The sequence below is a fragment of the Croceicoccus sp. Ery15 genome, from assembly GCF_020985305.1.
In the GTDB taxonomy this organism is placed as follows: Bacteria; Pseudomonadota; Alphaproteobacteria; order Sphingomonadales; family Sphingomonadaceae; genus Croceicoccus.
This window is the reverse complement of the sequence record NZ_CP087588.1, coordinates 2,017,257-2,042,723: the sequence shown is the minus strand read 5'-3', so window position 1 is coordinate 2,042,723 and position 25,467 is coordinate 2,017,257. Positions and strand designations below refer to the sequence as shown.

The following is a 25,467-nucleotide window of genomic DNA, read 5'->3' as shown; positions in this document are numbered from 1 at the left end:
TGTCCGTCTTACTCCATCCGGAGCTGTCTTCTTGATTCTCTCACCCTTCGAATGGACCATCGCCAAACGCTATATGCTGCCGGGCAAGGGCGAGGCGTTTATTGCCATGGTGGCGGGCATCAGCCTTGCGGCGGTGATGCTGGGCGTTGCCGCGCTGGTCATTGTGATGAGCGTGATGAACGGTTTCCGCGCCGAGCTGATGGACAAGATCGTCGGCCTGAACGGCCATGCCATCGTGCAGGGCTATGGCGGGCGGCTGCCGCAATGGCAGGACGTGCTGAAAGAGGTGCGCGAGACGCCGGGCGTCACACGCGCCTCGCCGCTGATCGAACAGCCGCTGCTCGCCACCTTTAACGGGCGGGTAGAAGCGGTGCTGGTGCGCGGCAATCTGCCCGAGGATATTGCGCGGCTGGGCGACAAGAAGGTGCTGGGCAATCTGGATGCCTTGCAACCCGGTGCGCAGCGCGTGGCGGTGGGGTCGCGGCTGGCGCAGAATCTGGGCGCGCGGATCGGCGATGTCATCACCATCATCAATCCGCAGGGCCGCTCCACCCCGTTCGGCACCGTCCCGCGCGAGATCGGATACGAGATTTCCGCCATATTCGAAATCGGCATCTATGATTACGATCAGGCCTTCGTCGTCATGCCGATGCAGGATGCGCAGACCCTGCTGCTGACGGGCGACCAGATCGGCATGATCGAGATTACGACCGAGGATCCCGACACGGTAGGCGAGACGCTTGCCCCCATTCGCGGCAGACTGCAGGGGCAGGCCGTGGTGTCCGACTGGAAGACGATCAATTCCTCGCTGTTCGAGGCGCTGGCGGTAGAGCGTGTCGCCATGTTCGTCGTGCTGTCGATCATCGTGCTGGTCGCGGTGTTCAACATTCTGTCCAGCCTGATCATGCTGGTGCGCGCCAAGACCCGCGACATTGCGATCATGCGCACCATGGGCGCAACGCGGCGGTCGATCATGAAAATCTTTGTCACCGCCGGTTTCCTGATCGGCGCGCTGGGCACATTGGCGGGGCTGGGGCTGGGCTTTCTGGCCCTGGCATTCCGCCAGTCGGCCGTGCGGGGGGTAGAGGCGATTACGGGACAGGAATTGTGGGACCCGTCGATCCGCTTTCTGACCACGCTGCCCGCGCGGACCGATCCGGCCGAGGTGACGACCATCGTCATCATGGCGCTGGTGCTGTCCTTCCTTGCCACGCTTTATCCCGCTTTCAAGGCGGCGAGCACCGATCCGGTGCAGGTGCTTCGTTATGAATAATCCGGTTGTCGTCCTGTCGAACCTGACTCGCAGCTTTACGCAGGGCGGGGTCACCATCGATGTGCTGCGCGGCGTGAACCTGTCGATCATGCCGGGCGAGATCGTGGCCCTGCTGGGCCCGTCGGGGTCGGGCAAATCGACCATGTTGCAAGCCGTGGGCCTGCTGGAAGGCGGGTTCGGTGGCGAGATTTCGATCTGCGGCAAATCGGCCGAGAAATCGAACGGCGATGCGCGCACGGCGCTGCGGCGCGAGCATCTGGGATTTGTCTATCAGTTCCATCATCTGCTGCCCGATTTCGACGCGCGCGAAAACGTGGTGTTGCCCCAGCTGGTCGCGGGCACGCCGCGCGCCGATGCCAATGCGCGGGCCGAAGAGCTGCTGACCGCACTGGGCCTTGGCGCGCGCATGGATCATCGCCCCAGCCAGCTTTCGGGCGGCGAGCAACAGCGCGTGGCCGTGGCCCGCGCGCTGGCGAACAAGCCGCAACTGGTGCTGGCGGACGAACCCACCGGCAATCTGGACGAGGCGACGAGCGACCGCGTGCTCGAGGAATTCCTGCGGCTGGTGCGCGGGCAGGGCAGCGCGGCGCTGGTCGCGACTCACAACGAACGGCTTGCGGCCAGGATGGACCGTGTGGTGCGCCTGCACGAAGGGGTGCTGGCACAGGGCTAGGGCCGGTCCATGGGGCGGAACCTTGCGGCACGGTCTTGCGTTGATTCGGCAAGACCGAGTGAGAAAGACCATGACTATGACCCGCCCCACCACTTTTCACGGCGAATCTGACGTGCCCAACGGCATCGACTGGCAGGACCGCGCTACGCTTCACCGCCGCGCCGACGGCGACAAGAGCGACATGCTGCGCGGTTTCGCGATCATACGCGATGGGACCTTTGCCGAAATGATCCGCTTCGTCGCCTCGCTTCCCGAAGCGGACCGGCAGGGGCTGGTGATCCAGAAAGCAGGCGACCGCCTGTTCGAACTGGGTGAGATCATGACCCTGGCCCGCCGTCCCGATCTGCCGGCACGTCCCGATCTGCCCGCTTAGGGCTGATTTCCCCGACCCTATCCACACATAGCGCGCCGCGTGCCTTGGCCGTCGCGGATGGCATTGCCATATTCGGGCGATGGCATCCTCACGTCCGACTCTGGCAAGATATATTCCGCTGCGCGTCTTCTCCAGCTACTCCATGCTGGAAGGGGCGATCGATCCGAAAAAGCTGGCGAAGCTTGCTAAGGATCGCGGCTTTCCGGCAATCGCGATCTGCGACCGTAACGGGCTGTATGGCTCCATCGCGTTCGCGGGCGCGTGCAAGGATGTGGGCGTGCAGCCGATCATCGGCACGCTGCTGGGCGTGGCGCGGCCCGATAGTGAGAATACGAATGGCGATCCGGCGGTAGACTGGTTGGCGCTCTATGCGCAGGACGAGCGTGGCTATGACAATCTGTGCCACCTTGTGTCCAAGGCGCATCTGGACCGCCCGCTCCATCTCGATCCGCATGTCACGCTGGCCGATCTTGACGGCCATAGCGACGGGCTGATCTGCCTGACCGGCGCGGGCGATGGCGCGCTGGCCCGCCTGTTCGCGCATGGACAGGCGGCTGCGGCGAACCGCTATGCCGATGCGCTGATCCCGTATTTCAGGGGGCGGCTTTATATAGAGATTGCCCGCAGCGGCGCAGAGCACGAGCGGGCGAGCGAAGAGGCGCTGATCGATCTGGCCTATGCGCGCGACTTGCCGTTGGTCGCCACCAATCCGGCACTGTTCGACGAGGCGGGATTCCATGCCGCGCACGATGCCATGCTGTGCATCGCCAACAGCACCCATATCGATACAGAGGACCGGCCCCGCGCCCCGCGCGACGCGTGGGTCAAGCCGTCGGACCAGATGGCGGAGCTTTTCGCCGACCTGCCCGAGGGGCTGGTGAATACGCTGGTCGTCGCGCAGCGCTGCGCGGTCGCGCCGCCCTATCGCAAGCCGATCCTGCCCAGCCTTGCCGGCGATTTCGAGGGTGAGGCCAAGGCACTGGCCGAAACGGCGCGCGCTGGTCTGGCAAAGCGGCTGGAACTCTATGACGACCTGACCGACGAGGCCCGCGCCGAATATGAAAAGCGGCTTGAGTTCGAGATCGACATCATCGTGCAGATGGGCTTTCCCGGCTATTTCCTGATCGTTGCCGATTTTATCAAATGGGCCAAGGACAATGGCATTCCGGTGGGGCCGGGCCGTGGTTCGGGTGCGGGCAGCGCGGTGGCATGGGCGCTGACGATCACCGACCTCGATCCGCTGCGCCTCGGCCTGCTGTTCGAACGTTTCCTCAATCCCGAACGCGTGTCGATGCCCGACTTTGACATCGACTTCTGCGAAACGCGGCGGGGCGAGGTGATCCGTTACGTGCAGGCCAAATACGGCCACGATCACGTCGCGCAGATCATCACCTTCGGTAAGCTGAAAGCCCGCGCCGTGCTGCGCGATTGCGGACGCATTCTGCAAATGCCTTACGGGCAGGTGGACCGGCTGACCAAGATGGTGCCAAACCATCCCACCGATCCATGGACGCTGAAGCGCACATTGGACGGGGCGGCGGATTTCCACGGCGAATATAAGCGCGACGGCGATGTAAAGCGTCTGGTCGATCTGGCCATGCAGCTGGAAGGGCTGCCGCGTAACAGTTCGACCCACGCGGCGGGCGTGGTGATCGGGGACCGGCCCTTGTCGCAGCTTGTCCCGCTCTATCGCGATCCGCGTTCGGACATGCCGGTGACGCAGTTCGACATGAAACATGTCGAAAGCTCGGGCCTTGTAAAGTTCGACTTCCTCGGCCTCAAAACCCTGTCGGTGTTGCGCAAGGCAGTCGATCTGCTGGCGCGGCGCGGCATCGCGGTCGATCTGGACGGGCTGGCATGGGACGATGCCGGCGTGTTCGAGCTTTTGAAGCGCGGCGATACGGTCGGCGTGTTCCAGCTGGAATCGGAAGGCATGCGGCGCACGCTGTCAGCCGTAAAGCCGACCAAGTTCGAGGATATCATCGCCCTCGTCTCGCTTTATCGCCCCGGCCCGATGGATAATATCCCGCTGTTCGGCCAGCGCAAGAACGGGCTGGCCGAGATCGAATATCCGCACCCCAAGCTGGAAGGGATTCTGGCCGAGACCTACGGCATATTCGTCTATCAGGAACAGGTGATGCAGGCCGCGCAGATCCTTGCCGGATATTCGCTGGGTGACGCGGATCTCTTGCGCCGCGCGATGGGCAAGAAGGTGCAGGCCGAGATGGACAAGCAGCGTTCGCGATTTGTCGAAGGTTGCAAGACCGTCAGCGATATCGAGCCGAAGAAGGCGAACGAGCTGTTCGACTTGATCGACAAGTTTGCTGGCTATGGCTTCAACAAGTCGCACGCTGCCGCCTATGCCTTGCTTGCCTATCAGACCGCGTGGCTGAAGGCGCATTACCCGCATGAATTCTATGCCGCCGCCATGTGTTTCGACATGCACCAGTCGGAAAAGCTGTCGATTTTCGTCGACGACATGCGGCGGGCAGGCATCGCGCTGGCAGGCCCCTGCATCAACCATTCCGAAGCCGAATATACGGTCGAACCGACACAGGAAGGGCATCAGGTCCGCTATGCGCTGGCAGGGCTGCGCAATGTGGGCGAAAAGGCGATGGACGCCATCGTGGCAGAGCGCGAGGCAAGGGGCCGGTTCGAGAGCCTGAAGGATCTGTTCGAACGCCTGCCCGCCGGTTCGATGAACCGCCGCCAGCTGGAGGCTTTGGCTGCGGCGGGCGCGCTCGACGCGCTGGAGCCCAACCGCGCCAAAGTGACGGCTAATGCCGAACTGCTGCTGGCCGTGACCGATGCCGCCGTGCGCGAAAAGGCGAGCGGGCAGGCGGGGCTGTTCGGCGGAGAGGACCATGCCGAGGCCGATCTGCGGCTGGCCGATTGCCCGCCCTGGCCGCGCAAGGAGCAGATGGAGAAGGAGCGCGAGAATTTCGGCTTTTACTTTGCCGCGCATCCCGTGTCGCAATGGCGCGCGGTGGCCAGCGCCAATGGTGCGCGCAGCCATGCCAGCCTGATCGAAGGGGGCGTGGCCGAAACGCCCGTCGAACAGCCGCATAAGGGGCAGCGCGGCGGCAGCCGTTCCGCCGCCGTCATGGCCGCGCTGGTCGAAAGCGTGAACAAGCGCAAGACCAAGCGCGGCAATGATTTCGTGATGGCTGAATTCTCCGACCAGACCGGCAATTTTTCGGCATCCTGTTTCGAGGAAGCCCTGGTCGAACCGTTCCAGAAATGGGCGGCGGCAGGCGAATGCGTTTTGCTGAACGTGGAACTGGACCGCCCCAATCCCGACGAACCGCCGCGCATTACCGTGCGCGGTGCGCGGCCCCTGTCCGAAGTGACCGGTAGCGCGCGGATGGAGCTATCGCTGACGGTATCGAACGAGGCGGCACTGCCCGAACTCGCGCTGGCACTGGCCGAGGACCCCAAAGCCAATGGCGAGGTGGTCGCGACGCTCTTGCTGGGTGAGGGGCGCCACGCCCGCGTGCTGCTGGGCCGCAATTTCGCGCTGGACGGCGAGTTGACCGACCGGATCAGCGAGATCGATGGCGTATCGTCGGTCGCGCTAAAGGCGCGCGCCGTGGCGCAGATGAAACTGGTGGCCTGAAGGCCCCGCGCTACCAGCCTTTCTCCGCCTCGCGCGCATCTCTTGCCGCGGCCATTTCGGCCTGCATCTCGTGCATTTCGATGTTGGCTTCGATCGCTTCCTGCCGCATGGCGGGGAGGTGCTTCATCGCGGCGCCGCCCATCTGGGTGCGGACCTTCTTTTCGTCATAGGGGCGGTTTTCCAGCCGGGCCCACACGAATTCGCGGAAGGTCAGCGTCATGATGTCCTGCACCGCCGCACCCTGCGCGCTTTTGCCTGCGGCCGGCGTTGTGCATTGCGGCACCACCTGTGCGCGCTGATCGTCGAGCCGGTGAATGCGGGCGACGCAATCGATGCCCGCTTCGGTCTTGAATGCGACGGCGTCGGTGCCGACACGCTCGCGCGTGGTCTTGTGCCGGTAAAACGGCGGATTGCCGTCTACCAGCGCGGCGTCCATCAAATGACCCGCAATTTCTTCATTTGACGCGACCAGTACCGGCCCGTTCCTGATGTCGATCACTTCGGTCGTGCCGAACGTAAAGGGCGGCGAAAAGAACACGCCCAGCCCCACCACGGCGCATGCGCCGCCTCCGATCAATAGGTCTTTCATCTTGCCTCCCCATCGGCATTGACGGGTTCGGTCTTACGGGCGGAAAGTATCGTTAGGGTTAATTCGGCGTGACCTCTCCGCTGCTCGCATGTGCGGAAAATTCGGCTGCGACTGCGCAAAAACCGCTTGCCCGCCCGCGCTGCTGACGCTAACGGCGATGATATGTTATATCATGCACGAACCGCCCGCCACCTTCCCCTCCTTCTCGGCGTTGCCGCCCTTGCCCTGCCGGTCGCTGCCTTTCCGGTCGCCGCCCGCGCGCAGCAGGCCGAAACGCCTGCGCCCACGACCGCTACCCATGATGACGACGACGATTTTCACGGTCCCGATATCGTCGTGACCGCCGGCGGGGTGGGGCAGCTCGACATTCTGGCGGGGACTTCGGTCGTCACCGGCGTCGAATTGCAGCGCAAGATGGCCGGCCAGATTGGCGAAGTGCTTGAGGATTTGCCCGGCGTTTCGGCCACCGGCTTTGCGCCCGGTGCCTCGCGCCCCGTGCTTCGCGGCTTTCAGGGAGAGCGCGTGCGCGTGCTGACCGACGGGATCGGCGCGATCGACGCATCAAATACCTCTGCCGACCATGCCGTCACCATCGACCCGCTTACCGCCGACCGGATCGAGGTGCTGCGCGGCCCTGCCAGCCTGCTGTATGGCAGCTCGGCCATTGGCGGTGCGGTCAATGTGATCGACCGCCGCATCCCGCTGCGCATCCCTGACGAGCCGATCCATTTCGATGGCACGATGGCTGCCGATACCGCCACCGATCTGCGCGAGATGGGCGGATCGATCGATGCGCCGCTGGGCCAGCAATTCGTGGTCCATGTCGACGGTTCATGGCGCAAGACCGACGATCTGGAAATTCCCGGCTATGCCGCAAGCAAGTCCTTGCGCGCCGAATTGCTGCACGAAGCAGAAGAGCATGGCGACGAACCGGAAGAGGCCGAGGAACTGGTCGAGGCTGCGAATGTGCGCGGTATCGTCGAGAATTCGGGCACCGAAACATGGTCGGCAGGCGCGGGCCTGTCGTGGATCGGTGATCGCGCCATGCTGGGCGTTTCGGTCGGGCTGTACGACACGTTCTATGGCGTGCCGCTTCGCCCGGGCGCAGGCCATCACCACGAGGAAGAGGGCGAGGATCACGAGGACCACGATCACGATCACGACGAGGAAGGTCACGAACACGAAACCGTCGATATCGACATGCGCCAATGGCGCGGCGATCTGCGCGGTTCGCTGTCGTTCGACGATGGCCCGTTCTCTGAAATAAAGACCCGCTGGGGCGTCAACAACTATACCCATACCGAGTTGGAGAATGGCGAGACTGGAACCGTGTTCGACGTGACCGGCGTGGAAGGCCGTGTCGAACTGGTCCAGCGCGGCGGCTTGCTGGGCGCGCAGGGTGGCGGATCGGTCGGCGGACAATATTACCGCCGCAAGCTGGACGCCACGGGCGAGGAAGCCTTTGTGCCGCCCAGCACAACCAGCCAATATGCGCTGTTTACGCTGCAGGAAGTCGATCTCGATGCCGTCACGCTTGAACTGGCGGGGCGCTATGAGCATGCCGATCTGTCGGCGGACGGGTTTGCATCGCGCAATTTCGACAGTTTCTCAGGCGCAGTCGGCGTATGGCACGAAACATCGGGCGGCTTGCGCTTTGGCCTGAACGCCAGCCGCGTCGAACGCGCGCCTGCGGGCGAGGAACTGTTCGCCGACGGGCCGCATATCGCGACCCAGCAGTATGAAGTGGGCGACCCGTTTCTCGACACCGAAAAGGCACTGGGGGTCGAGGCGTATCTGCGCGGCAGTTTCGGTCCGGCCACATTCTCGCTGACCGGCTTTGCGACGAAATTCGACGATTACATCTATCTCGCCGCCACGGGCGAGGAAGCTGACGATCTGCCCGTCTATCAGCAGATGCAGGACGATGCCGACTACATCGGTTTCGAGGCGGAGACGAGCTTCCCGCTGGTGACGCTGGGCGATGTGACGATCGGCAGCGAAATGTCGGCCAGCTATGTCCGGGCCGAACTGGACGACGGATCGTCCGTGCCGCTGATCCCGCCTCTGTCGGCGCGCTATGCGCTGACCGCGCAGACCCGGCAGCTGGAAGGGCGCGTCGAACTGGGTCTTTACGACGATCAGGACCGCGTGGCCGATTACGAGGCCAAGACCGACGGTTTCACCATGGTCGATGCCTCGCTGGCGTGGAAGCCGTGGCGCGGAAACCGCAATCTGACCGTGATCGCGCAGGCGGACAATATCTTCGACGTCGAAGGCCGCCGCCATGCCAGCGCGACAAAGGATTTCGTGCCCATGGCAGGCCGCAATTTCAAGCTGAGCCTTCGCGTCAGCCTGTGATGCGAATAGGGTGCGGGCGGTCCGAAAGCGTACCGGACCGCCTGCCCCTTTTCTCGCCTAGCGCGCGCCCACGATGGTGAACTGGCCGATGGTGCGAACCCCGTCCTGATCCTGATCGGACAGCCCGACCGTCAGTCCGGCTTCTGCCCCCTGCGGACCGAAGAACCAGCCTTCGTATGGGGCGAACAGGGTCGGGTTCTGGTAGTTCAGAATGCCGCCAAAGCCGCGCGTCTCGTCATCCAGCGAGGTTTCGCCCGTGAAGGTGCCAAAGTCATAGGTCGACGGTACGGCGGTGCCCGTTCCGAAAACGCTCTGCAACTGGCCCGTCACGCGTACCGACAGATTGACCGCACCCGTCGTCAGATTGACGCTCAGCGATTCCGCGCTGCCGGTCAGCCGGTAAAGCGCGACCGTATTGTCGGGGAACAGGCGATAGGCATTGCCGCCCGTGCTGAAATCGGCGAACGACACCTGCGTCTGCGACGGCTGGTCGGTCAGCAACGTCGGAACGCCGAAGATGCAATTATAGGTTTCGACATAGCCGGTCATCGTATTGCGCGCGAACGCATAGAGGACGCGCGTATAATCGGCCGTGCTGCCGCCCGGTTGCGGGGCGAACAGGATCATGCGCGTGGTGAAACCGTCGGTTCCCGTGCGGCGATATGCCTCTTCGGCATTGGCGATGGTGTCGTCCACATCGGCCGGGCCAAAGCTTTCGTCGATGCCATAGGCCGTCAGGCGATAGGTGCTTTCCGAAGCGTCGTAGTCCAGCGTGACGCCCGGATCGGCATAGAACGGGGTGGGGTTCAGCAGGATGAACGCCCCGCTACCCTGTCCGGTCGTCTGGCATGCCGCCTGAAAGCTCTGGTCGCCGGTCAGCTCGTCATAGGCGGGATAGCTGGGCGAGGGCGTCGGTGACGGACCGGGAGTGGGCGTCGGCGAAGGGGTTACGACCGGCGAGCCCGACTGGCCGCCATCCCCGCCACCACAGGCGGAGAGCGATGCGCTGCATGCAAGCAGCGCCAGCATCCTCAATTTCATATGTTTTAATGGTCCCCGGGGGAAGATGCCCCCGCGCGGGATTTATTCCCGATTCGCGGTGACGCAAAACGGAATCGGCAGCTGCAGGGCAGCCTAATCCTTTTTCGTACGCTTTATGCCGGTCGGGTCTGGCATTTGCGATCAGAACAAGGCCAGCTGCCCGTCGAGCGAAGGCGGGCGGAACGCATGACAATCGAGCGCCAGCCGCCGCTGCGGAATGGCGCTGCGCCTGACGGCCAGATCGAAACGCGCGCGCAGCATTTGCGCCCATGCCCCTTTGGGCCGAAAGCGTTCGTGGAAGCGGTGTTCGTTATCGCGTCCGCCGCGCATATGCTGCACCAGCGCCATCACCTTGCCCGCGCGATCGGGGTAATGCACATCCAGCCATTCGCGGAAAAGCGGCGCGACCTCGTGCGGCAGGCGCATCATGATCCAGTTCGCGCTGGACACGCCCGCCTCTGCCAGATGGGCGACGGTGCGTTCGATGAATTCGTCGGTGATCGCGGGCACGACCGGCGCGATCATGCCATGCGTAGTCACCCCCGCTTTTGCCAGCTGCGCCAGTGCCGCCAGCCGTTTTGCGGGCGAAGGCGCACGCGGCTCCAGCGATTGCGACAACCGCGGGTCAAGGCTGGTGACCGAAACAGCCACTGCCGCCAGATTGCGCCGTGCCAGTTCGGCCAGCAGGTCCAGATCCTGCAGCACGCGGTCGGACTTGGTGGTGATGGTGACGGGGTGGCCGACTTCCAGACACAGCTCCAATATACGGCGCGTGATGCGATAGCGGCCCTCGATCGGCTGATAGGGGTCGGTATTGGTGCCCATGGCAATGGGCCTGACCGTATAGCCGGGCTTGGCCAGCGTCTTGCGCAGCAGATCGGCGGCATTCGGCTTTGCAAACAGCTTCGTTTCGAAATCCAGACCGGGCGAAAGGTCGTGATAGGCATGACTGGGCCGCGCGAAGCAATAGATGCAGCCATGCTCGCACCCGCGATAGGCATTGATCGAACGGTCGAATCCGATGTCGGGCGATGTGTTGAACGTCAGGATGGAGCGGGGATGCTCCTCCGTCACCGTGGTGCGCGGGCGCGGGGCGGCGCCGTCGATGTCCTGCGCCGCGTCCAGCCAGTCGCCGTCATCCAGCCGTTCGGCCAGCCCGAAACGCTGCGGCACCGCATTGCTGGGCGCGCCGCGACCCTTTTGCGCGCGATGGAGCGCGGGATCGGGGTGAGGGCGAGTCGGCATGGTCGCAATTTACCCACGCATTAAGAACAAAACAAGAACTTATGGATTTGTTCACCGCGCCCGCCTATCCAGCCTGAATGATGCACGGACCCCACCAATTCGAAGTGACAGAGGATTTGGTCGTAGAGGCCATGCGCCGGCACATGATCCGCCGCATGACACACGGGCTGGTGGGCAAGCTGTTCATCGCCGTGCTGGTGCTGCTGGCGGTGCTCGTCGCGCTCGATCTGCTGTTTTACGGGCGGCTTTCGCCTGTTTCACTGGCCTTCGTGATTGCGGTGCCGGTGGCTTTGGCGATTATCAACCTGTGGCTGGTGCCGCAAATGGGCCGCCGCCAGTTCCGCCAGAGCGCGGCGCTGCGCGCGCCATCCGGCATCGCGTGGGACGGCGGCGCGATCCATTTCACCAGCGAGAGGGGCGATGCGAAAATCCCGATGGCCGAGCTGTATCGCTGGGACGAGACAGAGAATATCGTGCTGCTCTATCAGACCGAGATGTTCTTCAACATCGTTCCCAAGGCCGCGCTGAACGGGGCCGCGGACGATCTGATCGCACGGATTGACGCGATGGGGGTCAAAAGGAACTAGGGCCGGTAAACCCCGTCCTTGTCGCGGCGGGGCCATCCGGTCAGCAGGCGACGCACCGTGCGCGCAGCGTTGCGGCTGCGCTGGTTGTCGGGGCGGCCGGGGGGATCGGCGAAATTCGCGCTGACATGCGGCCCGACCCGGCCTTCGCCCAGCCAGAGCCCTGCTTCGGGCAACAGCGCAGCCAGTTCGGATGCAAGGGCGCGACAGGCATCGGGGTCGTCGCGGATCGTGTCATAGCGGAAATCGCCGCTCCACCGGCCCGATGCATCCTCATGCCACAATGACGCGCGCTGCCGACGGTCATAGTCCGCGATATCGGGCAAGCGGGCCTGCGCCGGATCGGTTTTTCGCAGCCGGAGATAGCGCGCCCGGCTGAACGGCCCGCGCGCCATATCGATCGAAAAGCCGCCGCCATATTTATCGGTGCGAATGGCAAGCCCGTGCCATTCGGTGCCGGTCAGCCGGTGAAAGACGGGATAGTCGCCGTCGAAACCCATGTCGCGCAATGCCGGTTCGACGATGTCGCGGATCGCCTTGCGCATATGCCGGTTGCTGGTCGTTCCGGCGGCCATGTCGGTTCTCCGCCAGAGGCGTCCCTAACGCTCCCGCAAACGGGGCATCAGTTCCACGAAATTGCAGGGGCGGTTCCGGCTGTCGAGCTGTTCGGCCAATATGCCGTCCCACCCGTCCTTCACCGCGCCGTTCGATCCCGGCAGCGCGAAAATATAGGTGCCGCGCGCCACCACGGCGCAGGCGCGCGACTGGATCGTGCTGGTGCCGATGGTCTTCAGGCTGAGATAGCGGAACAATTCGCCAAAGCCGGGGATCTCGCGCGTTTTGACGCGCATCAGCGCCTCTGGCGTGACGTCGCGGCCGGTCAGGCCGGTGCCGCCGGTGGTGACGACGGCATCGATCGCCTCATCCTCGATCCAGCGGTGGAGTTCGGCCGTGATCAGCTCCACATCGTCGCGGATGATCGCGCGGTCGGCCAGATTGTGCCCTGCCAGTGTGATTCGGTCGGCCAGAATATCGCCGCTGGTATCGTCGGCCCTGGTGCGCGTGTCCGACACGGTCAGCAGCGCGATATTGACGGGTTTGAACGCCCGCGTCTCGTCAATCGCCATCGCTTCAGCCCCCGTTGCCGACGGTAGAGGACGTCACCTCTTTCCCGTGCATCGCCACCGCGCCCGTTCCCGTAACGCCCGGAAAGCGGGGCCACAGGTTCTGGGCATAGGCCTCCCGCGCGTCGGAATCGCGGCCCATCTGGCGCTGGTACATCCAGTAATTGGTCGTCACGATCGCGACATAGGCGCGCGTTTCCCAATAGGGGATCGACTCCATCCACAGCAGCGGATCGCCCTGTGCGTTCACTTCGCTGTTCCAGCGCTGCACGGGCGACAGCCCCGCGTTATAGGCCGCCATGATCTTGGGCAGCAGGCCCTGCGTGCCGCTGGCATCGCGCAGCATTTCAAGGTTTTTCTGCCCATAGCTCATATTGGTCGCCGGATCTTTCAGCGCCGACGTGCTTTGGCCAAGGCCCAGACCCGCGTGCTGGCGCGCGGTGATCGGCATGATCTGCATCAGCCCGACCGCGCCCGCGGGGCTGACCGCCTCGGGCTGGAACCGCGATTCCTGAAGCGTGTGGGCAAAGGCCAGCGCGGGATCGACCCGCCAGCCGTCGACCGGTTGCCAGCGGGTCAGCGGATAGCGTGTGGCGGAATCGGGCTTCGTCCCCGGCGGCGCGTTATAGGCCATGGCCAGCTGCGTTCCGGGCAGGCCCAATGTGCGCGCAAGCCGGGCCAGCGGCTGATATTGCTGCGGGCTGCCGATCTGCGCCTGATGGCGCAGCACTTCGTCGGCCAGCCCCTCGCGCCCGATTTCGACCAGCGCGATGGCAGTGCGGATATTGCTGTTGCCCGACAACGCGTTCCAGTCGCCGCGGTCAAAGCCGTTCTGCGAATGGATCGGCGGCAGGCGCATGCCCAGTTGTTCGGCGGCCAGCATGCCATACAGCGTTTCGGAATAGCCCGCCGCGCGGCGCAGCGCGGGCGCGGCCTCTTCGGGCTGGCGGCAGCGGGTAAAGCTGCGCGAGGCCCAGTAATGGGCAGCGGCGCGCAATTCCTGATTATCGGCGGTCTGCGCCGCGCGGGTAAAGCCGTCGGCGGCCAGTTCGCAATTGTTCAGCCGCCATGCCGCCAGCCCCGCGACCCACCAGCCCTCGCCCACCCACGGGCCGGAGCCGCCATTGGCCACATTGCGCGCCAGCGTCAGGGCGTTGGCGTCGTCATTCTCGATATAATAGCTCCACGCCACGCGCTGGCGCCATTCCGCGCGCGCGCCCGACGACAGGCCCGCATCCACCCCGTCGAGCAGCAGGCGCGCGCCATTGGGATCGTCATTGGTGATCCGTTCCAGAATGGCATTGGCGATGGAATCGGGCATCGAACCGTCACCCACCGAACGCGGGCGGGTGCGTTTTTCCGGTGCGCGGATGGATACAAGCCGCTGCGTGCTGGGCAGGCTGGGCGCGGTTTCAAGCCCGCGTTTCAGCGCCAGCCGCCCGATCTGGCCCGATTGCGGCAATTCGGTGCCGCGCGCCAGCCATGCGTTCAGCGCGGGCAGTTCTATCTTTGGCGAGGTGGGGGCAAGGTAATATTCGGCCAGCGCCAGCTGCGTCAGCAAGCCATCGGGCTTTTGCGCCAGCATGAAATCGACCTGCGCCCAGTTTTCCGCGTCGATCTGGCGGAACACCTCGGCATAAAAGGCACGGTCCTCGTCGCTCAATTGCGCGGGGATCTGGGCCGATTGTTCGACGGCGGCGATTGTATTGGCGGTATTCGCCCATGCGCCGGGCGCGCCGGCAAGCGTGCCGGTCATCGCCAGCAATGAAATCAGCGTGCCCGACACAATGCGGGTGACTTTGACAGTCATGGATCAGCGGTTCCTTCTTGCCTGTTCCTGCCAGCGCGAAGCGGGTGCGATCCCCGTGGCGCAAGGGTAAAGAGGCGAAACTCAAGGAAAAGTGAATCGGCAGCCGGTTTTCGTCAAGACGGGCGCGAGAGCGATAGCCACCGTTGCCACCAAACCGCCTTTGCCTGCGGCCTGCTGCGCATGACCGCCAGTGGATAACTTGCCAGCAAGGGGATCTCATATGTCCCGGCCCCGTCGATTCCGCCGTTTTTCATCGCGATCGCGCCTTGCGCCGATGCCTTGTCGAATCGTTCGGGGGACAGCATTTTCAGCACGTCTTCACCGAAAACGGCCAGCATTTGCGGCGCGGCCAATGCGATATGATGCCGCATTAACGGGCCGAGCCCCTCTGCATAGAGGCCGCGCCAGTCGGCGGCGGGCGTATGGCGCGGCAAGGCAGAGGCAAGATAGCAATCGGCGCGCGTCAGCCCCATCGCCGCCAGCATCGCATCCAGAAGCTGTCCGTCCTGCCCCGACAGCAAGGCATCGCCATCGTCCTGCGCAGGATCGGCGACCAGCACCATCAGCCTTGCCCCCTTGTCGCCGACAGGCGCGACGCGGCCCGCCAGCGGCCCGCGGTCGACCAGCGGTTCGGCCAGCCACCAGTCGCGGAACGCGGGCAGGCTGCCGGGCCAGCACTGCGCAGGTCCGCCGATTTTCGGCGCGGGCGGGGCCGGTCGTTGCACCGGCTTGGGGCGCGGCGCATCGCGGTCCGTCTTGTCCTTGGCATCGGCGGGCGGCGCACCTTCGGCCATCCAGTCATGCGGATCGTCGTCGAATGCCAGATCGACGCCCGCATCGGCCCAGAACGCGGCCCAGCTTTCCACCAGCGCCCGCCCGTCGGCGTCGGCCATGGCTTCTCCGTTCGGGGCCGCAGGATCGGAATAAGGGGTCAAGTCGTTGTCCGGTCAGAATGCCGATATTTCATTGTCACCCTTGACCACGCGGCGTTCTGCAATCAAGCCCTGACGCGAAAAGCAGGCACTAATTGCGCCAGTGCCTTATTGGATGAAATTTTGAGGGAGCCTTTGATGTCCGAACGCGAATCCATGCCTTATGATGTCGTCATCGTCGGTGGCGGCGTGGCGGGATTGGCCGCCGCCATCCGGTTAAAGCAGGTCAATGCCGATCTGGAAGTCTGCATCCTTGAAAAAGGGTCGGAGATCGGTGCCCATATCCTGTCGGGCGCGGTGATGGACCCCAAGGCGCTGGACGAACTGCTGCCCGACTGGCGCGACGACGATTGCCCGATGGCCGAAACGCCGGTGACCGATAACTGGCACTGGGCACTGACCGCCAAGGGAAAGTTCGCCATGCCGCATCTGATGATGCCGCCCTTTATGTCGAACGAGGGGAATTATACCGGATCGCTGGGCAGCCTGACCCGCTGGATGGCCGAAAAGGCCGAGGGACTGGGTATCGAGATTTTCCCCGGCTTTCCCGCATCCGAAATCCTGTGGAACGAGGACGGTTCGGTCAAGGGCGTGGCGACCGGCGACATGGGCGTTGCCGCCGACGGCAGCCACAAACCCGATTATCAGCCCGGCATGGAACTGCACGGCAAATACACGCTGTTTGCCGAGGGTGCGCGCGGCCATCTGACAAAGCAGCTGAAATCGCGGTTCGACCTGGAAGCGGATTGCGAGCCGCAGACCTACGGCCTTGGCATGAAGGAATTGTGGGACATCGATCCCAAGAAGCATGTGCCGGGCCGCGTGCTGCATACGCAGGGCTGGCCGCTTTCCGAAAATGACGCGTCGGGCGGCGGTTTCCTCTATCATCAGGCGAACGGACAGGTCGCTTTGGGTTTCGTCGTCACGCTGGATTATGCGAACCCGTACCTGTTCCCGTTCGAGGAATTCCAGCGCTGGAAACAGCACCCCGAAATCCGCAGCATTCTGGAAGGGGGCAAGCGCGTATCCTATGGCGCGCGGGCCATCAACGAAGGCGGCTGGCAGTCGGTGCCCAAGCTGACCTTCCCCGGCGGCGCGCTGATCGGCTGTTCGGCGGGTTTCGTCAACGTGCCCCGCATCAAGGGCAGCCATACCGCGATGAAATCGGGCATGCTGGCCGCCGAAAGCGTGGCCGCCGCCATCGCCGCCGACCGTTCGGGCGACGAGGTGCTGGATTACGAAACCACCCTGCGGTCGAGCTGGATCGCGGACGAATTGAAGAAGGTGAAGAATGCCGAGCCTGCGCTGGCGAAGTTCGGCGGTGCGCTGGGCACTTTGGTCGCGGGTGTCGACATGTGGATGCGCACACTGAAAATCGGCCTGCCCGTCACGATGAAACATCACCGCGACTGCGACATGCTGATGCGTGCCGATCTGTTCAAGCCGATCGAATATCCCAAGCCCGACGGGGTGATCAGCTTCGACCGTTTGTCGAGCGTGTTCCTGTCGAACACCAATCACGAGGAAGACCAGCCCTGCCATCTTCAGCTGAAGGACCCCGATGTTCCGCTGAAGATCAACCTGCCGGTCTTTGCCGGTCCTGCCGCGCGATACTGCCCCGCGGGCGTCTATGAATATGTCGGCGTGGAAGAGGGTGATCCCAAATTCGTGATCAACGCCCAGAACTGCGTCCACTGCAAGACCTGCGACATCAAGGACCCGACGCAGAACATCAACTGGGTAACGCCCGAAGGTGGCGGCGGGCCGAACTATCCCAATATGTAAAACTCCGTCATGGGAGCATGCGGCGACGTGAAGGCCACCGGTTACGCCAAGATCAACCTTGCCCTGCATTTGCGGGGCAGGCGGGCCGATGGCTATCACGATATCGAGACGATTTTCGCCTTTGTCGACGCGGGCGATGTGCTTTCGGTACGCACCGGTCAGGCAGATGACCGGCTGGCCGTGGTGGGCGAATTTGCCGATGCGCTGGGCGGTTCGCCGGTGGGCGACAACATCCTGATGCAGGTTCTTGGCGCGTTCCCCCGCCCGGTCGGGAACGGGCACGACGGTTGGCATGTCACGCTGGAAAAGAACCTGCCCGTCGCGGCGGGGCTGGGCGGGGGCAGTGCCGATGCGGGCGCGCTGATCCGGCTGATCTGCGACAGTCACGGCTGGCCCGACGACTGGCAGGAGCGCGCGGCGAAACTGGGCGCGGATGTGCCCGCCTGCGTCATCAGCCAGACCGCGCGTGGCACCGGCACCGGCACCGAACTTACCGTGATCGACAGCGAGCTGACCGGCATGGCCGTGCTGCTGGTCAATCCGCGCAAACCGCTGGCGACGGGTCCGGTGTTCAAGGCGTGGAACGGCATCGATCAGGGGCCATTGGCCGAAGGGACATTGCGCGATATCGTGCCCAAGGCGCGCAACGATCTTGAGGATGGGGCGCGTGCCCTCGTCCCCGCCATCGGGCAGATTATCGGCGCGCTGAAAGCCACCCATCCGTGGCTGGCGCGCATGTCGGGTTCGGGCGCAAGCTGTTTTGCCCTGTACGAAAGCGCAGAGGCCCGCGATGCCGCCGATGCCGAAATCGCGATGCGCTATCCGGACTGGTGGCGGATGAAGGGCACCCTCAGGTGATCGAGGAAACCGAAAGCTGGCGGCGCATCGGCACGCCCGTCCATGGCGGCATCGTGCTGGTATCCGACCACGCATCGAACCGCGTGCCCGACGATATGGAACTGGGCATTACGCAGGCGCAGCTCGACGATCACATCGGCTGGGACATCGGCGTCGCGGGCGTTGCCGACCGCATGGCCCGCCGCCACGGGATTGCCGCCCATCTCGGCAATGTCAGCCGCCTTGTCGTCGACCTCCACCGCGAAGAAGACCACGACAGGCTGATCCCCACGGAAAGCGACGGCGTGCTGGTGCCCGGCAATATCGGTGCGGACCGCGAAGGGCGGCTGAACCGGTTTTACCGCCCCTATCACGATGCGATGGAGGACTGGCTTGGCCGCGCGGCGCCGCGGCTGATCGTCTCGCTTCACAGCTTTACCCCCGCGATGGCGACCGACCCCGACAGCATGCGCCCGTGGCACGTCGGCCTGCTGTATAACCAACAGGGCACGGCAGCGCGCCATGCGATGCGGCTTTTCGCGGAATACGGGCTGACGGTGGGCGATAACGAACCCTATTCGGGCCGCCTGCTGAATGCGACGATGAACCGTCATGCAGAAGCATATGACCGCCCCTATCTGGCGATAGAGGTGCGCAACGATCTGATCCGCAACGAACGCGGACAGGCACGCTGGGCCGATATGATCGCCGATGTGGCCAGACGCACGGCGGAACTGATCGGCTGACCGTCCTTTCCGACAGCGGACAAGCTGTGACGGGGATGCGGGACAGCAATTCTTGCTTCGGTTATGGTGCCCGCTGCGCTAAGGGCGCGCCAAAGCGTATTTTCGCGCAATTTATGTGAACCGGAGTCCCTGACAATGCCTGCCTATCGTTCCCGCACATCTACCCATGGCCGCAATATGGCGGGTGCGCGCGGGCTGTGGCGCGCCACGGGGATGAAGGACGATGATTTCGGCAAGCCGATCATCGCCATCGCCAACAGCTTCACCCAGTTCGTACCGGGCCACGTTCACCTGAAGGATCTGGGCCAGCTTGTCGCGCGCGAGATCGAGGCGGCGGGCGGCGTGGCCAAGGAATTCAACACCATCGCGGTCGATGACGGGATCGCCATGGGGCATGACGGCATGCTCTATTCGCTGCCCAGCCGCGACATCATTGCCGACAGCGTCGAATATATGGTCAATGCCCATTGCGCCGATGCCATCGTGTGCATTTCCAATTGCGACAAGATCACGCCCGGCATGCTGATGGCGGCGCTGCGGATCAATGTGCCGGTGGTGTTCGTGTCGGGCGGCCCGATGGAGGCCGGCAAGGTCGTGCTGAAGGGCAAGGAACATGCGCTCGATCTGGTGGACGCCATGGTCGCCGCCGCGGACGAGAGCTATACCGACGAGGAAGTGACCGCGATCGAGCGTTCGGCCTGCCCGACCTGCGGTTCGTGCAGCGGCATGTTCACCGCCAATTCGATGAACTGCCTGACCGAGGCTCTGGGCCTGTCGCTGCCCGGCAACGGGTCGATGCTGGCCACCCACGCCGACCGCGAGGCGCTGTTCCGCGAAGCCGGCCGTCTGGTGGTCGATCTGTGCAAACGCTATTACGAGCAGGACGACGAAAGCGCCCTGCCGCGCAATATCGCCAGCTTTGCCGCATTCGAAAACGCGATGAGCCTTGATATCGCGATGGGCGGGTCGACCAATACGGTGCTGCACCTGCTGGCCGCCGCGCATGAGGCGAAGGTCGATTTCACCATGGCCGATATCGATCGCCTGTCGCGCGGGGTGCCGTGCCTGTCGAAAGTCGCGCCTGCCAAGTCCGACGTGCACATGGAGGATGTCCACCGCGCGGGCGGCATTATGGCGATCCTTGGCGAGATGGACCGCGCAGGGCTGATCAATGGCGAATGCCCCACGGTGCACAGCCGCAGCATGAGCGAGGCGATCGCGCGCTGGGACATTACGCAGACCAATTCGGACAGCGTGCGCAATTTCTATGCCGCGGCGCCGGGCGGCGTGCCGACCCAGACCGCCTTCAGCCAGAACCGCCGTTGGGAATCGCTGGATACCAACCGCACATCGGGCGTGATCCGCAATGCCGAGAACGCCTTTTCCAAAGATGGCGGGCTGGCGGTGCTGTCGGGCAATATCGCGCTGGACGGCTGCATCGTGAAAACGGCGGGCGTGGATGAAAGCATTCTGAAATTCACCGGCCCCGCGCGTGTTTACGAAAGCCAGGAAGCCGCCGTCGTCGGCATTCTGGCCGATGAGGTGAAGGCAGGCGAAGTCGTGGTGATCCGCTATGAAGGGCCACGCGGCGGGCCGGGGATGCAGGAAATGCTCTATCCCACCAGCTATCTGAAATCGAAGGGTCTGGGCGCGGCCTGCGCGCTGATCACCGACGGGCGTTTTTCGGGCGGCACCAGCGGGCTATCGATTGGCCATGCGTCGCCCGAAGCAGCCGAAGGCGGCGCGATCGGGCTGGTCGAAACGGGCGATACCATCGCCATCGACATTCCGGGACGCAGCATCGATCTGATGATCAGCGATGCCGATCTGGCCAAACGCCGCACCGCAATGGAGGCGAAGGGCGATGCGGCGTGGAAGCCGGCTCACCCGCGCCCGCGCAAGGTGTCCGAAGCCCTGCGCGCCTATGCCGCGATGACGACCAGCGCGTCGCGCGGCGCGGTGCGTGACGTCGACCAGCTTTACCGCCGTTAACCGGCCGGCCGCCATGCACCATCAGCCGCACCCGATCGCACCCGATCAGGTGCTGACCGCTGCGCAAATGCTGCATGGGGAACACAGGCTGATGGATGCGGGCACCGATGTCCACGCGCTGATGCAAAGGGCGGGGCGCGGAGCGGCGGAATGGGTCTGGCGTGTCGCAAGCGGCGCGCCGGTGACGGTGCTGTGCGGACCCGGCAATAATGGCGGCGACGGCTATGTGATCGCGCAGGCTTTGCACGATCGCGGTTTTCCCGTGCAGATCGTCGCCGCGCTGCCGCCCGCCACCTATGCGACGCGGCGTGCGGCAGCGCTCTATCGCGGTGCCATTGTGGATGCGGCGGAAGCGAGGGGTGCGGTTCTGGTCGATTGCCTGTTCGGTAGCGGCCTGAACCGCGAAGTCACCGGCATGCTGCGCGACATGCTGCACGATCTGGCCGCGCGCCATGGCAAGCGTATCGCCATCGACCTGCCCAGCGGCGTTGCGACCGACAGCGGGGCGCTGCTGATCGACGCCTTGCCGCACTACGATCTGTGCATCGCGCTGGGCGCGTGGAAGCCTGCCCATTTCCTGATGCCCGCGATGCAGCATTGGCGCGCGGCGCGGCTGGTCGATATCGGATGCGGGCAAGAGCCCGGGGCGGCGCATCTGATCGGCAGGCCCACGATCCATGCCCCCGCTGCGGACGCGCATAAATATACGCGCGGCCTTATCGCCGTGGTCGGCGGCGCGATGGAGGGGGCGGCGATGCTGGCCTCCCGCTCTGCGGCATTGGGCGGCGCGGGCTATGTCAAGATGCTGGCGCAGGACAGCGTGTTCAGCGCGTCCGCCGATCTGGTGGTCATGCGGTCCCCCGGCATGATGACCCTGCCGCAGGCCCTGTCGGACGACCGGATCGCCGCCGTGCTGTGCGGCCCCGGGCTTGGCCGCGACCATCAGGCGCGCGAACGGATGGAGGCCGCGCTGGAATCGGGCCACCCCGCCGTGATGGATGCGGATGCGCTGGTGCTGTTGCGGCTGGCGAATGTCGCGGGCCGCACGGCCCCGCTGGTACTGACCCCGCATGAGGGGGAGCTAGCGCGGCTGGAACAGGCATTCGGATTGCCGGAAGAGGGGGGCAAGCAGGCCCGCGCCCTTGCGCTGGCAAAGGCGGCGAATGCCGTGGTGATCGCCAAGGGGCCGGACACGCTGGTCGCTTCGCCCGATGGCGCGCTGGCCTATGCGCCGCGCGCGTCGAGCTGGCTGTCGGTGGCGGGCACGGGCGATGTGCTGGCAGGGTTGGTCGCGGCGCGGCTGGCGGTGACGGGCGATGCATTCCGCGCCGCGCAACAGGCAGTCTGGCTGCATAAAGAGGCTGCGCGGCAGGCCGGTGCCGGTTTTACTGCGGCGATGCTGGCGGAATCGGTGCGCGATGCTATGGGCGCGGCCCTATGACCGCACATTCAACCAGCAAGGTTCTGCGCATTGCCGCAAAGGGCGATGGCCAGACCGAAGACGGGCGCTTTATCGCGCTGACCGCGCCGGGCGACGATGTCACACCCGATGGCAAGATCATCCCCGGCCCGCATCACGCCGCCCCCGCCTGCCGCCATTTCCCCCAATGCGGCGGCTGCCAGTTGCAGCAGCTGGATGAGGAAAGCTGGCGCGATTTCGTGACGGCGCGTGTCGCCAATGCCGCCGAGGGTCAGGGGCTGACGCCGGATGTGCTTGAGCCTGCCGAGCTGTCCCCGCCCGCCAGCCGTCGCCGCGTGACCCTGCATGCCGAGGCACGCGGTCGGTCCGTCCGCATCGGTTTCCGCGAAGCGCGCTCGCACAATATCGTCGATATGGCCGAATGCGCGGTGATGGGTCCCGAACTTTTCGCGATGGTCGCGCCGCTGCGCCGGCTGATTGCGGGTTTCGGGCGCAAGCGGCTTGCCATCGATATCCAGATGACCTTGTGCGATCAGGGGGTCGACTGCAATATCGGCGGCTATACGCCCGAAGGTCTGGCCGAGACGGAGGCCATGATCGGTTTCGCGCAAGGGAACGGCCTTGCGCGCCTGACGCTGAACGATGGGTATGGCCCCGAAACCCATTGGGAGCCGGAACCCGTCACCGTGACCCTGTCGGGCGTGCCCGTGGGCCTTCCGCCCGGCAGCTTCCTGCAACCGACAAGAGAGGGAGAGGCCGCGCTGGTCGCTGCCGCCAGCGAATGGCTGGCGGGGGCGAAAAACGCTGCCGATCTGTTCGCGGGGCTGGGCACCTTTGCCTTTGCGCTGTCGGCAGGCGGAGCGAAAGTGCTGGCGGCAGAGGCTGCGCGCGACGCGCATCTGTCGTGCAAGGCGGCGGCAGGCATTTCGCAGCGGCAGGTCTTTGCCATGCACCGCGACCTGTTCCGCAATCCGCTTCAGGCGGACGAGCTGGCGCGGTTCGATGCGGTACTGCTCGATCCGCCGCGTGCGGGGGCAAAGGAACAGGTTGGGCGGCTGGCCGAAAGCGCGGTGGGGCGCATCTGCTATATCAGTTGCAACCCGTCGAGCTGGGCCAAGGATGCCGCGGCGCTGGTCGCGGGCGGCTACCGGCTGGCGAAACTGCGCCCCGTGGGACAGTTCCGCTGGTCGACGCACGTGGAGTTGGCCAGCCTGTTTGTCAGGGATTAACCCAGCACCGACAGCAATGCGCGGACCGACAATAGCGCCAGCGCAAGGCTGGACACCACGAACAGCGCCGCACGGATGGTGATGACATTGACCCGCGCCTGCCAGATCGAATGGGCGATGCGGATCACGACATAGAACCACGCCAGCCCCGCATCATATGCCGTCGCGCCGCCCAGCGACAGGATCACGCAGGCAGCATAGAACGCCGTCGGCTGTTCCATCAGATGGTTGTAATTCTGCGCCACCCAGTCCTTGGCATCGGGCGCGGTGCGCGGGATATCGCGCCCGATCGCGCCGGGGGGCATCTTGTCCAGCCTGATGCCATGCTGGCGGAACAGCATGCTTCGATGCACCAGCATCCAGACGAACATCACCATGGTCCACACCAGCAGCACGGCTGCCGGAACCAGAATTGCTGTATCGGCCATGGTTTCCCCCAATATCGCGCCGCGCCAGAGACTGCCGCCCGCTGATCGCGGTGTCAAAAGCTTTGCATTCGGCTTCGCGGGGGCGCTGCTGTCGCTTGCGTGTCACCGTTGCGGGTCTATATCGGCGCACTCAACTGGTACTGGTCCGCCGCGGCGCGGGCCGCGAAGTCAAGGAGATGCGTTGTGGGCAAGGTTCTGGTGATCGGCGCGGGCGGTGTCGGTTCGGTCGCGGTACACAAGATGGCCATGAACGCGGATATTTTCAGCGAGATCGTGCTGGCCAGCCGCACCGTTTCCAAATGCGATGCCATCGCCGCCAGCGTCAAGGAACGGACCGGCGTGATCGTCCCCACCCACGCGATCGACGCGGACGATGTGGCGGCCACCACCGCGCTGATCGAACAGGTGAAGCCCGATCTGGTCGTGAATCTCGCGCTGCCCTATCAGGATCTGTCGATCATGGATGCCTGTCTGAACGCGGGCGTGCATTACATGGACACCGCAAATTACGAACCCAAGGACGTCGCGAAGTTCGAATATCACTGGCAGTGGGCCTATCAGGACAGGTTCAAGGACGCGGGGCTGATGGCGCTGCTGGGCAGCGGTTTCGATCCGGGCGTGACCAGCGTGTTCGCCATGTGGCTCAAGAAACACAAGCTGAAGACCATCCGCCTGCTCGACATCCTCGACTGCAATGGCGGCGATCACGGGCAGGCCTTTGCCACCAATTTCAATCCCGAAATCAATATCCGCGAAGTGACCGCGCCCGCCCGGCATTGGGAGAAGCGGCCGGGGGAGAACGGCGAGTTCGTCGAAACCCCAGCGATGGGCGTGAAGCAGCAGTTCGACTTTGAAGAAGTCGGCCCCAAGAACATGTATATGATGTACCACGAGGAGCTGGAAAGCCTCGCCCGCTTCGTGCCCGAGATGGAGCGCGCGCGGTTCTGGATGACGTTCGGCGACGAGTATATCAAGCACCTGACCGTGCTGCAGAACGTGGGCATGACGCGCATCGATCCGGTGATGTACAACGGGCAGGAAATTATCCCGCTGCAATTCCTGAAAGCCGTGCTGCCCGAACCGTCCAGCCTGGGCGAGACGACCAAGGGCAAGACCAATATCGGCGATATCGCCACGGGCGAGGCGCTGGACGGTAGCGGCGAGAAGACGTTCTATATCAGGAACATCTGCGATCACGAGGATGCCTATGCCGAAACCGGTAACCAGGCCGTGTCCTATACCACCGGCGTTCCGGCGATGATCGGTGCCGCCATGATCCTGACCGGCAAATGGAAGGGAGATGGCGTGTTCAACATGGAACAGTTCGATCCCGATCCCTTTATGGACATGCTGAATGAACACGGCCTGCCGTGGACGGTCGAGGAGCTGGACGGGCCGCTGCCCTTCTGATC

Annotated in this window: 21 protein-coding genes; 13 read left to right on the top strand and 8 right to left on the bottom strand. The window is 64.4% G+C overall.

What is annotated here, in order from left to right; genetic code table 11:
• The first annotated feature begins 31 nt into the window (after nt 1–31).
• The 4 genes from LOZ77_RS09960 to dnaE all read left to right on the top strand — a co-directional run bounded on the left by LOZ77_RS09960 (nt 32) and on the right by dnaE (nt 5,935).
• Nucleotides 32–1,273, top strand: a complete 1,242-nt coding sequence (locus tag LOZ77_RS09960) for a lipoprotein-releasing ABC transporter permease subunit (RefSeq protein ID WP_230279025.1) — start codon at nt 32–34, stop codon at nt 1,271–1,273.
• The gene (locus LOZ77_RS09955) at nt 1,266–1,946 is read left to right on the top strand and encodes an ABC transporter ATP-binding protein (RefSeq protein ID WP_230279024.1); all 681 of its coding nucleotides are present in this window, start codon (nt 1,266–1,268) and stop codon (nt 1,944–1,946) included. The genes LOZ77_RS09960 and LOZ77_RS09955 overlap by 8 nt, the downstream gene beginning before the upstream one ends.
• Nucleotides 1,947–2,016: 70 nt before the next feature.
• The gene (locus tag LOZ77_RS09950) at nt 2,017–2,319 is read left to right on the top strand and encodes a hypothetical protein (RefSeq protein WP_230279023.1); all 303 of its coding nucleotides are present in this window, start codon (nt 2,017–2,019) and stop codon (nt 2,317–2,319) included.
• Nucleotides 2,320–2,398: 79 nt separating this feature from the next.
• Nucleotides 2,399–5,935 carry a DNA polymerase III subunit alpha gene (gene dnaE / locus LOZ77_RS09945; RefSeq protein ID WP_230279022.1) on the top strand — a complete coding sequence of 1,179 codons (3,537 nt, stop codon included), beginning with the start codon at nt 2,399–2,401 and terminating at the stop codon, nt 5,933–5,935.
• A gap of 10 nt (nt 5,936–5,945) precedes the next feature.
• On the opposite strand, the gene LOZ77_RS09940 is transcribed toward dnaE, so the two are convergent.
• Entirely contained in the window at nt 5,946–6,524 is a 579-nt protein-coding gene (locus LOZ77_RS09940; protein ID WP_230279021.1) for a hypothetical protein, read from the bottom strand.
• 162 nt (nt 6,525–6,686) lie between these two features.
• Here LOZ77_RS09940 and LOZ77_RS17840 point away from each other — a divergent pair, with 162 nt between their 5' ends.
• Nucleotides 6,687–8,882 (top strand): TonB-dependent receptor, encoded by a 2,196-nt coding sequence (locus LOZ77_RS17840; RefSeq protein ID WP_255671119.1) that lies wholly within the window; start codon nt 6,687–6,689, stop codon nt 8,880–8,882.
• Between the two features lie 57 nt (nt 8,883–8,939).
• Here LOZ77_RS17840 and LOZ77_RS09920 read toward each other — a convergent pair whose 3' ends face one another.
• Both LOZ77_RS09920 and LOZ77_RS09915 read right to left on the bottom strand, forming a co-directional pair.
• Entirely contained in the window at nt 8,940–9,923 is a 984-nt protein-coding gene (locus LOZ77_RS09920; RefSeq protein ID WP_230279020.1) for a hypothetical protein, read from the bottom strand.
• 141 nt (nt 9,924–10,064) lie between these two features.
• Complete coding sequence (locus LOZ77_RS09915) at nt 10,065–11,168, bottom strand: PA0069 family radical SAM protein (RefSeq protein ID WP_230279019.1); 1,104 nt, start codon at nt 11,166–11,168, stop codon at nt 10,065–10,067.
• A gap of 77 nt (nt 11,169–11,245) precedes the next feature.
• On the opposite strand from LOZ77_RS09915, the gene LOZ77_RS09910 reads away from it, so the two are divergent.
• A complete protein-coding gene (locus LOZ77_RS09910; protein WP_230279018.1) occupies nt 11,246–11,755 on the top strand; it encodes a YcxB family protein in 510 nt (169 codons plus the stop codon).
• On the opposite strand, the gene LOZ77_RS09905 is transcribed toward LOZ77_RS09910, so the two are convergent.
• The 4 genes from LOZ77_RS09905 to LOZ77_RS09890 form a co-directional block, all read right to left on the bottom strand.
• Nucleotides 11,752–12,327, bottom strand: coding sequence for a DUF4304 domain-containing protein (locus tag LOZ77_RS09905; protein ID WP_230279017.1), 576 nt, complete (start codon nt 12,325–12,327; stop codon nt 11,752–11,754). The genes LOZ77_RS09910 and LOZ77_RS09905 overlap by 4 nt on opposite strands.
• 24 nt (nt 12,328–12,351) lie before the next feature.
• Nucleotides 12,352–12,879: a molybdenum cofactor biosynthesis protein B gene (gene moaB, locus LOZ77_RS09900; RefSeq protein ID WP_230279016.1), complete on the bottom strand. Its 528-nt coding sequence runs from the start codon at nt 12,877–12,879 to the stop codon at nt 12,352–12,354.
• Nucleotides 12,880–12,883: 4 nt separating this feature from the next.
• Nucleotides 12,884–14,686: a lytic transglycosylase domain-containing protein gene (locus LOZ77_RS09895; protein ID WP_230279015.1), complete on the bottom strand. Its 1,803-nt coding sequence runs from the start codon at nt 14,684–14,686 to the stop codon at nt 12,884–12,886.
• 113 nt (nt 14,687–14,799) lie between these two features.
• A complete protein-coding gene (locus tag LOZ77_RS09890; RefSeq protein ID WP_230279014.1) occupies nt 14,800–15,579 on the bottom strand; it encodes a uracil-DNA glycosylase family protein in 780 nt (259 codons plus the stop codon).
• Between the two features lie 177 nt (nt 15,580–15,756).
• Between LOZ77_RS09890 and LOZ77_RS09885 the strand changes: the two genes are divergently transcribed.
• The 6 genes from LOZ77_RS09885 to LOZ77_RS09860 all read left to right on the top strand — a co-directional run bounded on the left by LOZ77_RS09885 (nt 15,757) and on the right by LOZ77_RS09860 (nt 23,627).
• Entirely contained in the window at nt 15,757–17,403 is a 1,647-nt protein-coding gene (locus LOZ77_RS09885) for an electron transfer flavoprotein-ubiquinone oxidoreductase (RefSeq protein WP_230279013.1), read from the top strand.
• Nucleotides 17,404–17,412: 9 nt separating this feature from the next.
• On the top strand, nt 17,413–18,261 hold the full coding sequence (locus LOZ77_RS09880) for a 4-(cytidine 5'-diphospho)-2-C-methyl-D-erythritol kinase (RefSeq protein WP_370637993.1): 849 nt from the start codon (nt 17,413–17,415) through the stop codon (nt 18,259–18,261).
• Nucleotides 18,258–18,986 (top strand): N-formylglutamate amidohydrolase, encoded by a 729-nt coding sequence (locus LOZ77_RS09875; RefSeq protein ID WP_370637992.1) that lies wholly within the window; start codon nt 18,258–18,260, stop codon nt 18,984–18,986. The genes LOZ77_RS09880 and LOZ77_RS09875 overlap by 4 nt, the downstream gene beginning before the upstream one ends.
• Nucleotides 18,987–19,121: 135 nt before the next feature.
• Nucleotides 19,122–20,978: a dihydroxy-acid dehydratase gene (gene ilvD / locus LOZ77_RS09870; RefSeq protein ID WP_230279011.1), complete on the top strand. Its 1,857-nt coding sequence runs from the start codon at nt 19,122–19,124 to the stop codon at nt 20,976–20,978.
• A 13-nt stretch (nt 20,979–20,991) separates the two neighbouring features.
• Entirely contained in the window at nt 20,992–22,419 is a 1,428-nt protein-coding gene (locus tag LOZ77_RS09865; protein WP_230279010.1) for an NAD(P)H-hydrate dehydratase, read from the top strand.
• The gene (locus tag LOZ77_RS09860; protein WP_230279009.1) at nt 22,416–23,627 is read left to right on the top strand and encodes a class I SAM-dependent RNA methyltransferase; all 1,212 of its coding nucleotides are present in this window, start codon (nt 22,416–22,418) and stop codon (nt 23,625–23,627) included. The genes LOZ77_RS09865 and LOZ77_RS09860 overlap by 4 nt, the downstream gene beginning before the upstream one ends.
• On the opposite strand, the gene LOZ77_RS09855 is transcribed toward LOZ77_RS09860, so the two are convergent.
• Nucleotides 23,624–24,055 carry an MAPEG family protein gene (locus LOZ77_RS09855; protein WP_230279008.1) on the bottom strand — a complete coding sequence of 144 codons (432 nt, stop codon included), beginning with the start codon at nt 24,053–24,055 and terminating at the stop codon, nt 23,624–23,626. The two genes, LOZ77_RS09860 and LOZ77_RS09855, sit on opposite strands and share 4 nt — an antisense overlap.
• 183 nt (nt 24,056–24,238) lie before the next feature.
• On the opposite strand from LOZ77_RS09855, the gene LOZ77_RS09850 reads away from it, so the two are divergent.
• Nucleotides 24,239–25,465, top strand: a complete 1,227-nt coding sequence (locus LOZ77_RS09850; protein ID WP_230279007.1) for a saccharopine dehydrogenase family protein — start codon at nt 24,239–24,241, stop codon at nt 25,463–25,465.
• Nucleotides 25,466–25,467 lie beyond the last annotated feature (2 nt).

Bases quoted from the DNA above. Each gene is read 5' to 3' on its own strand.
- LOZ77_RS09865 (WP_230279010.1), top strand. From the start codon at position 20,992: ATGCACCATCAGCCGCACCCGATCGCACCCGATCAGGTGCTGACCGCT.
- LOZ77_RS09855 (WP_230279008.1), bottom strand. From the start codon at position 24,055: ATGGCCGATACAGCAATTCTGGTTCCGGCAGCCGTGCTGCTGGTGTGG.
- LOZ77_RS09940 (WP_230279021.1), bottom strand. From the start codon at position 6,524: ATGAAAGACCTATTGATCGGAGGCGGCGCATGCGCCGTGGTGGGGCTG.
- LOZ77_RS09890 (WP_230279014.1), bottom strand. From the start codon at position 15,579: ATGGCCGACGCCGACGGGCGGGCGCTGGTGGAAAGCTGGGCCGCGTTC.
- LOZ77_RS09880 (WP_370637993.1), top strand. From the start codon at position 17,413: ATGGGAGCATGCGGCGACGTGAAGGCCACCGGTTACGCCAAGATCAAC.
- LOZ77_RS17840 (WP_255671119.1), top strand. From the start codon at position 6,687: ATGTTATATCATGCACGAACCGCCCGCCACCTTCCCCTCCTTCTCGGC.
- LOZ77_RS09915 (WP_230279019.1), bottom strand. From the start codon at position 11,168: ATGCCGACTCGCCCTCACCCCGATCCCGCGCTCCATCGCGCGCAAAAG.
- LOZ77_RS09905 (WP_230279017.1), bottom strand. From the start codon at position 12,327: ATGGCCGCCGGAACGACCAGCAACCGGCATATGCGCAAGGCGATCCGC.
- LOZ77_RS09950 (WP_230279023.1), top strand. From the start codon at position 2,017: ATGACTATGACCCGCCCCACCACTTTTCACGGCGAATCTGACGTGCCC.
- dnaE (WP_230279022.1), top strand. From the start codon at position 2,399: ATGGCATCCTCACGTCCGACTCTGGCAAGATATATTCCGCTGCGCGTC.
- LOZ77_RS09885 (WP_230279013.1), top strand. From the start codon at position 15,757: ATGTCCGAACGCGAATCCATGCCTTATGATGTCGTCATCGTCGGTGGC.
- LOZ77_RS09860 (WP_230279009.1), top strand. From the start codon at position 22,416: ATGACCGCACATTCAACCAGCAAGGTTCTGCGCATTGCCGCAAAGGGC.
- LOZ77_RS09910 (WP_230279018.1), top strand. From the start codon at position 11,246: ATGATGCACGGACCCCACCAATTCGAAGTGACAGAGGATTTGGTCGTA.
- moaB (WP_230279016.1), bottom strand. From the start codon at position 12,879: ATGGCGATTGACGAGACGCGGGCGTTCAAACCCGTCAATATCGCGCTG.
- LOZ77_RS09955 (WP_230279024.1), top strand. From the start codon at position 1,266: ATGAATAATCCGGTTGTCGTCCTGTCGAACCTGACTCGCAGCTTTACG.
- LOZ77_RS09920 (WP_230279020.1), bottom strand. From the start codon at position 9,923: ATGAAATTGAGGATGCTGGCGCTGCTTGCATGCAGCGCATCGCTCTCC.
- LOZ77_RS09895 (WP_230279015.1), bottom strand. From the start codon at position 14,686: ATGACTGTCAAAGTCACCCGCATTGTGTCGGGCACGCTGATTTCATTG.
- ilvD (WP_230279011.1), top strand. From the start codon at position 19,122: ATGCCTGCCTATCGTTCCCGCACATCTACCCATGGCCGCAATATGGCG.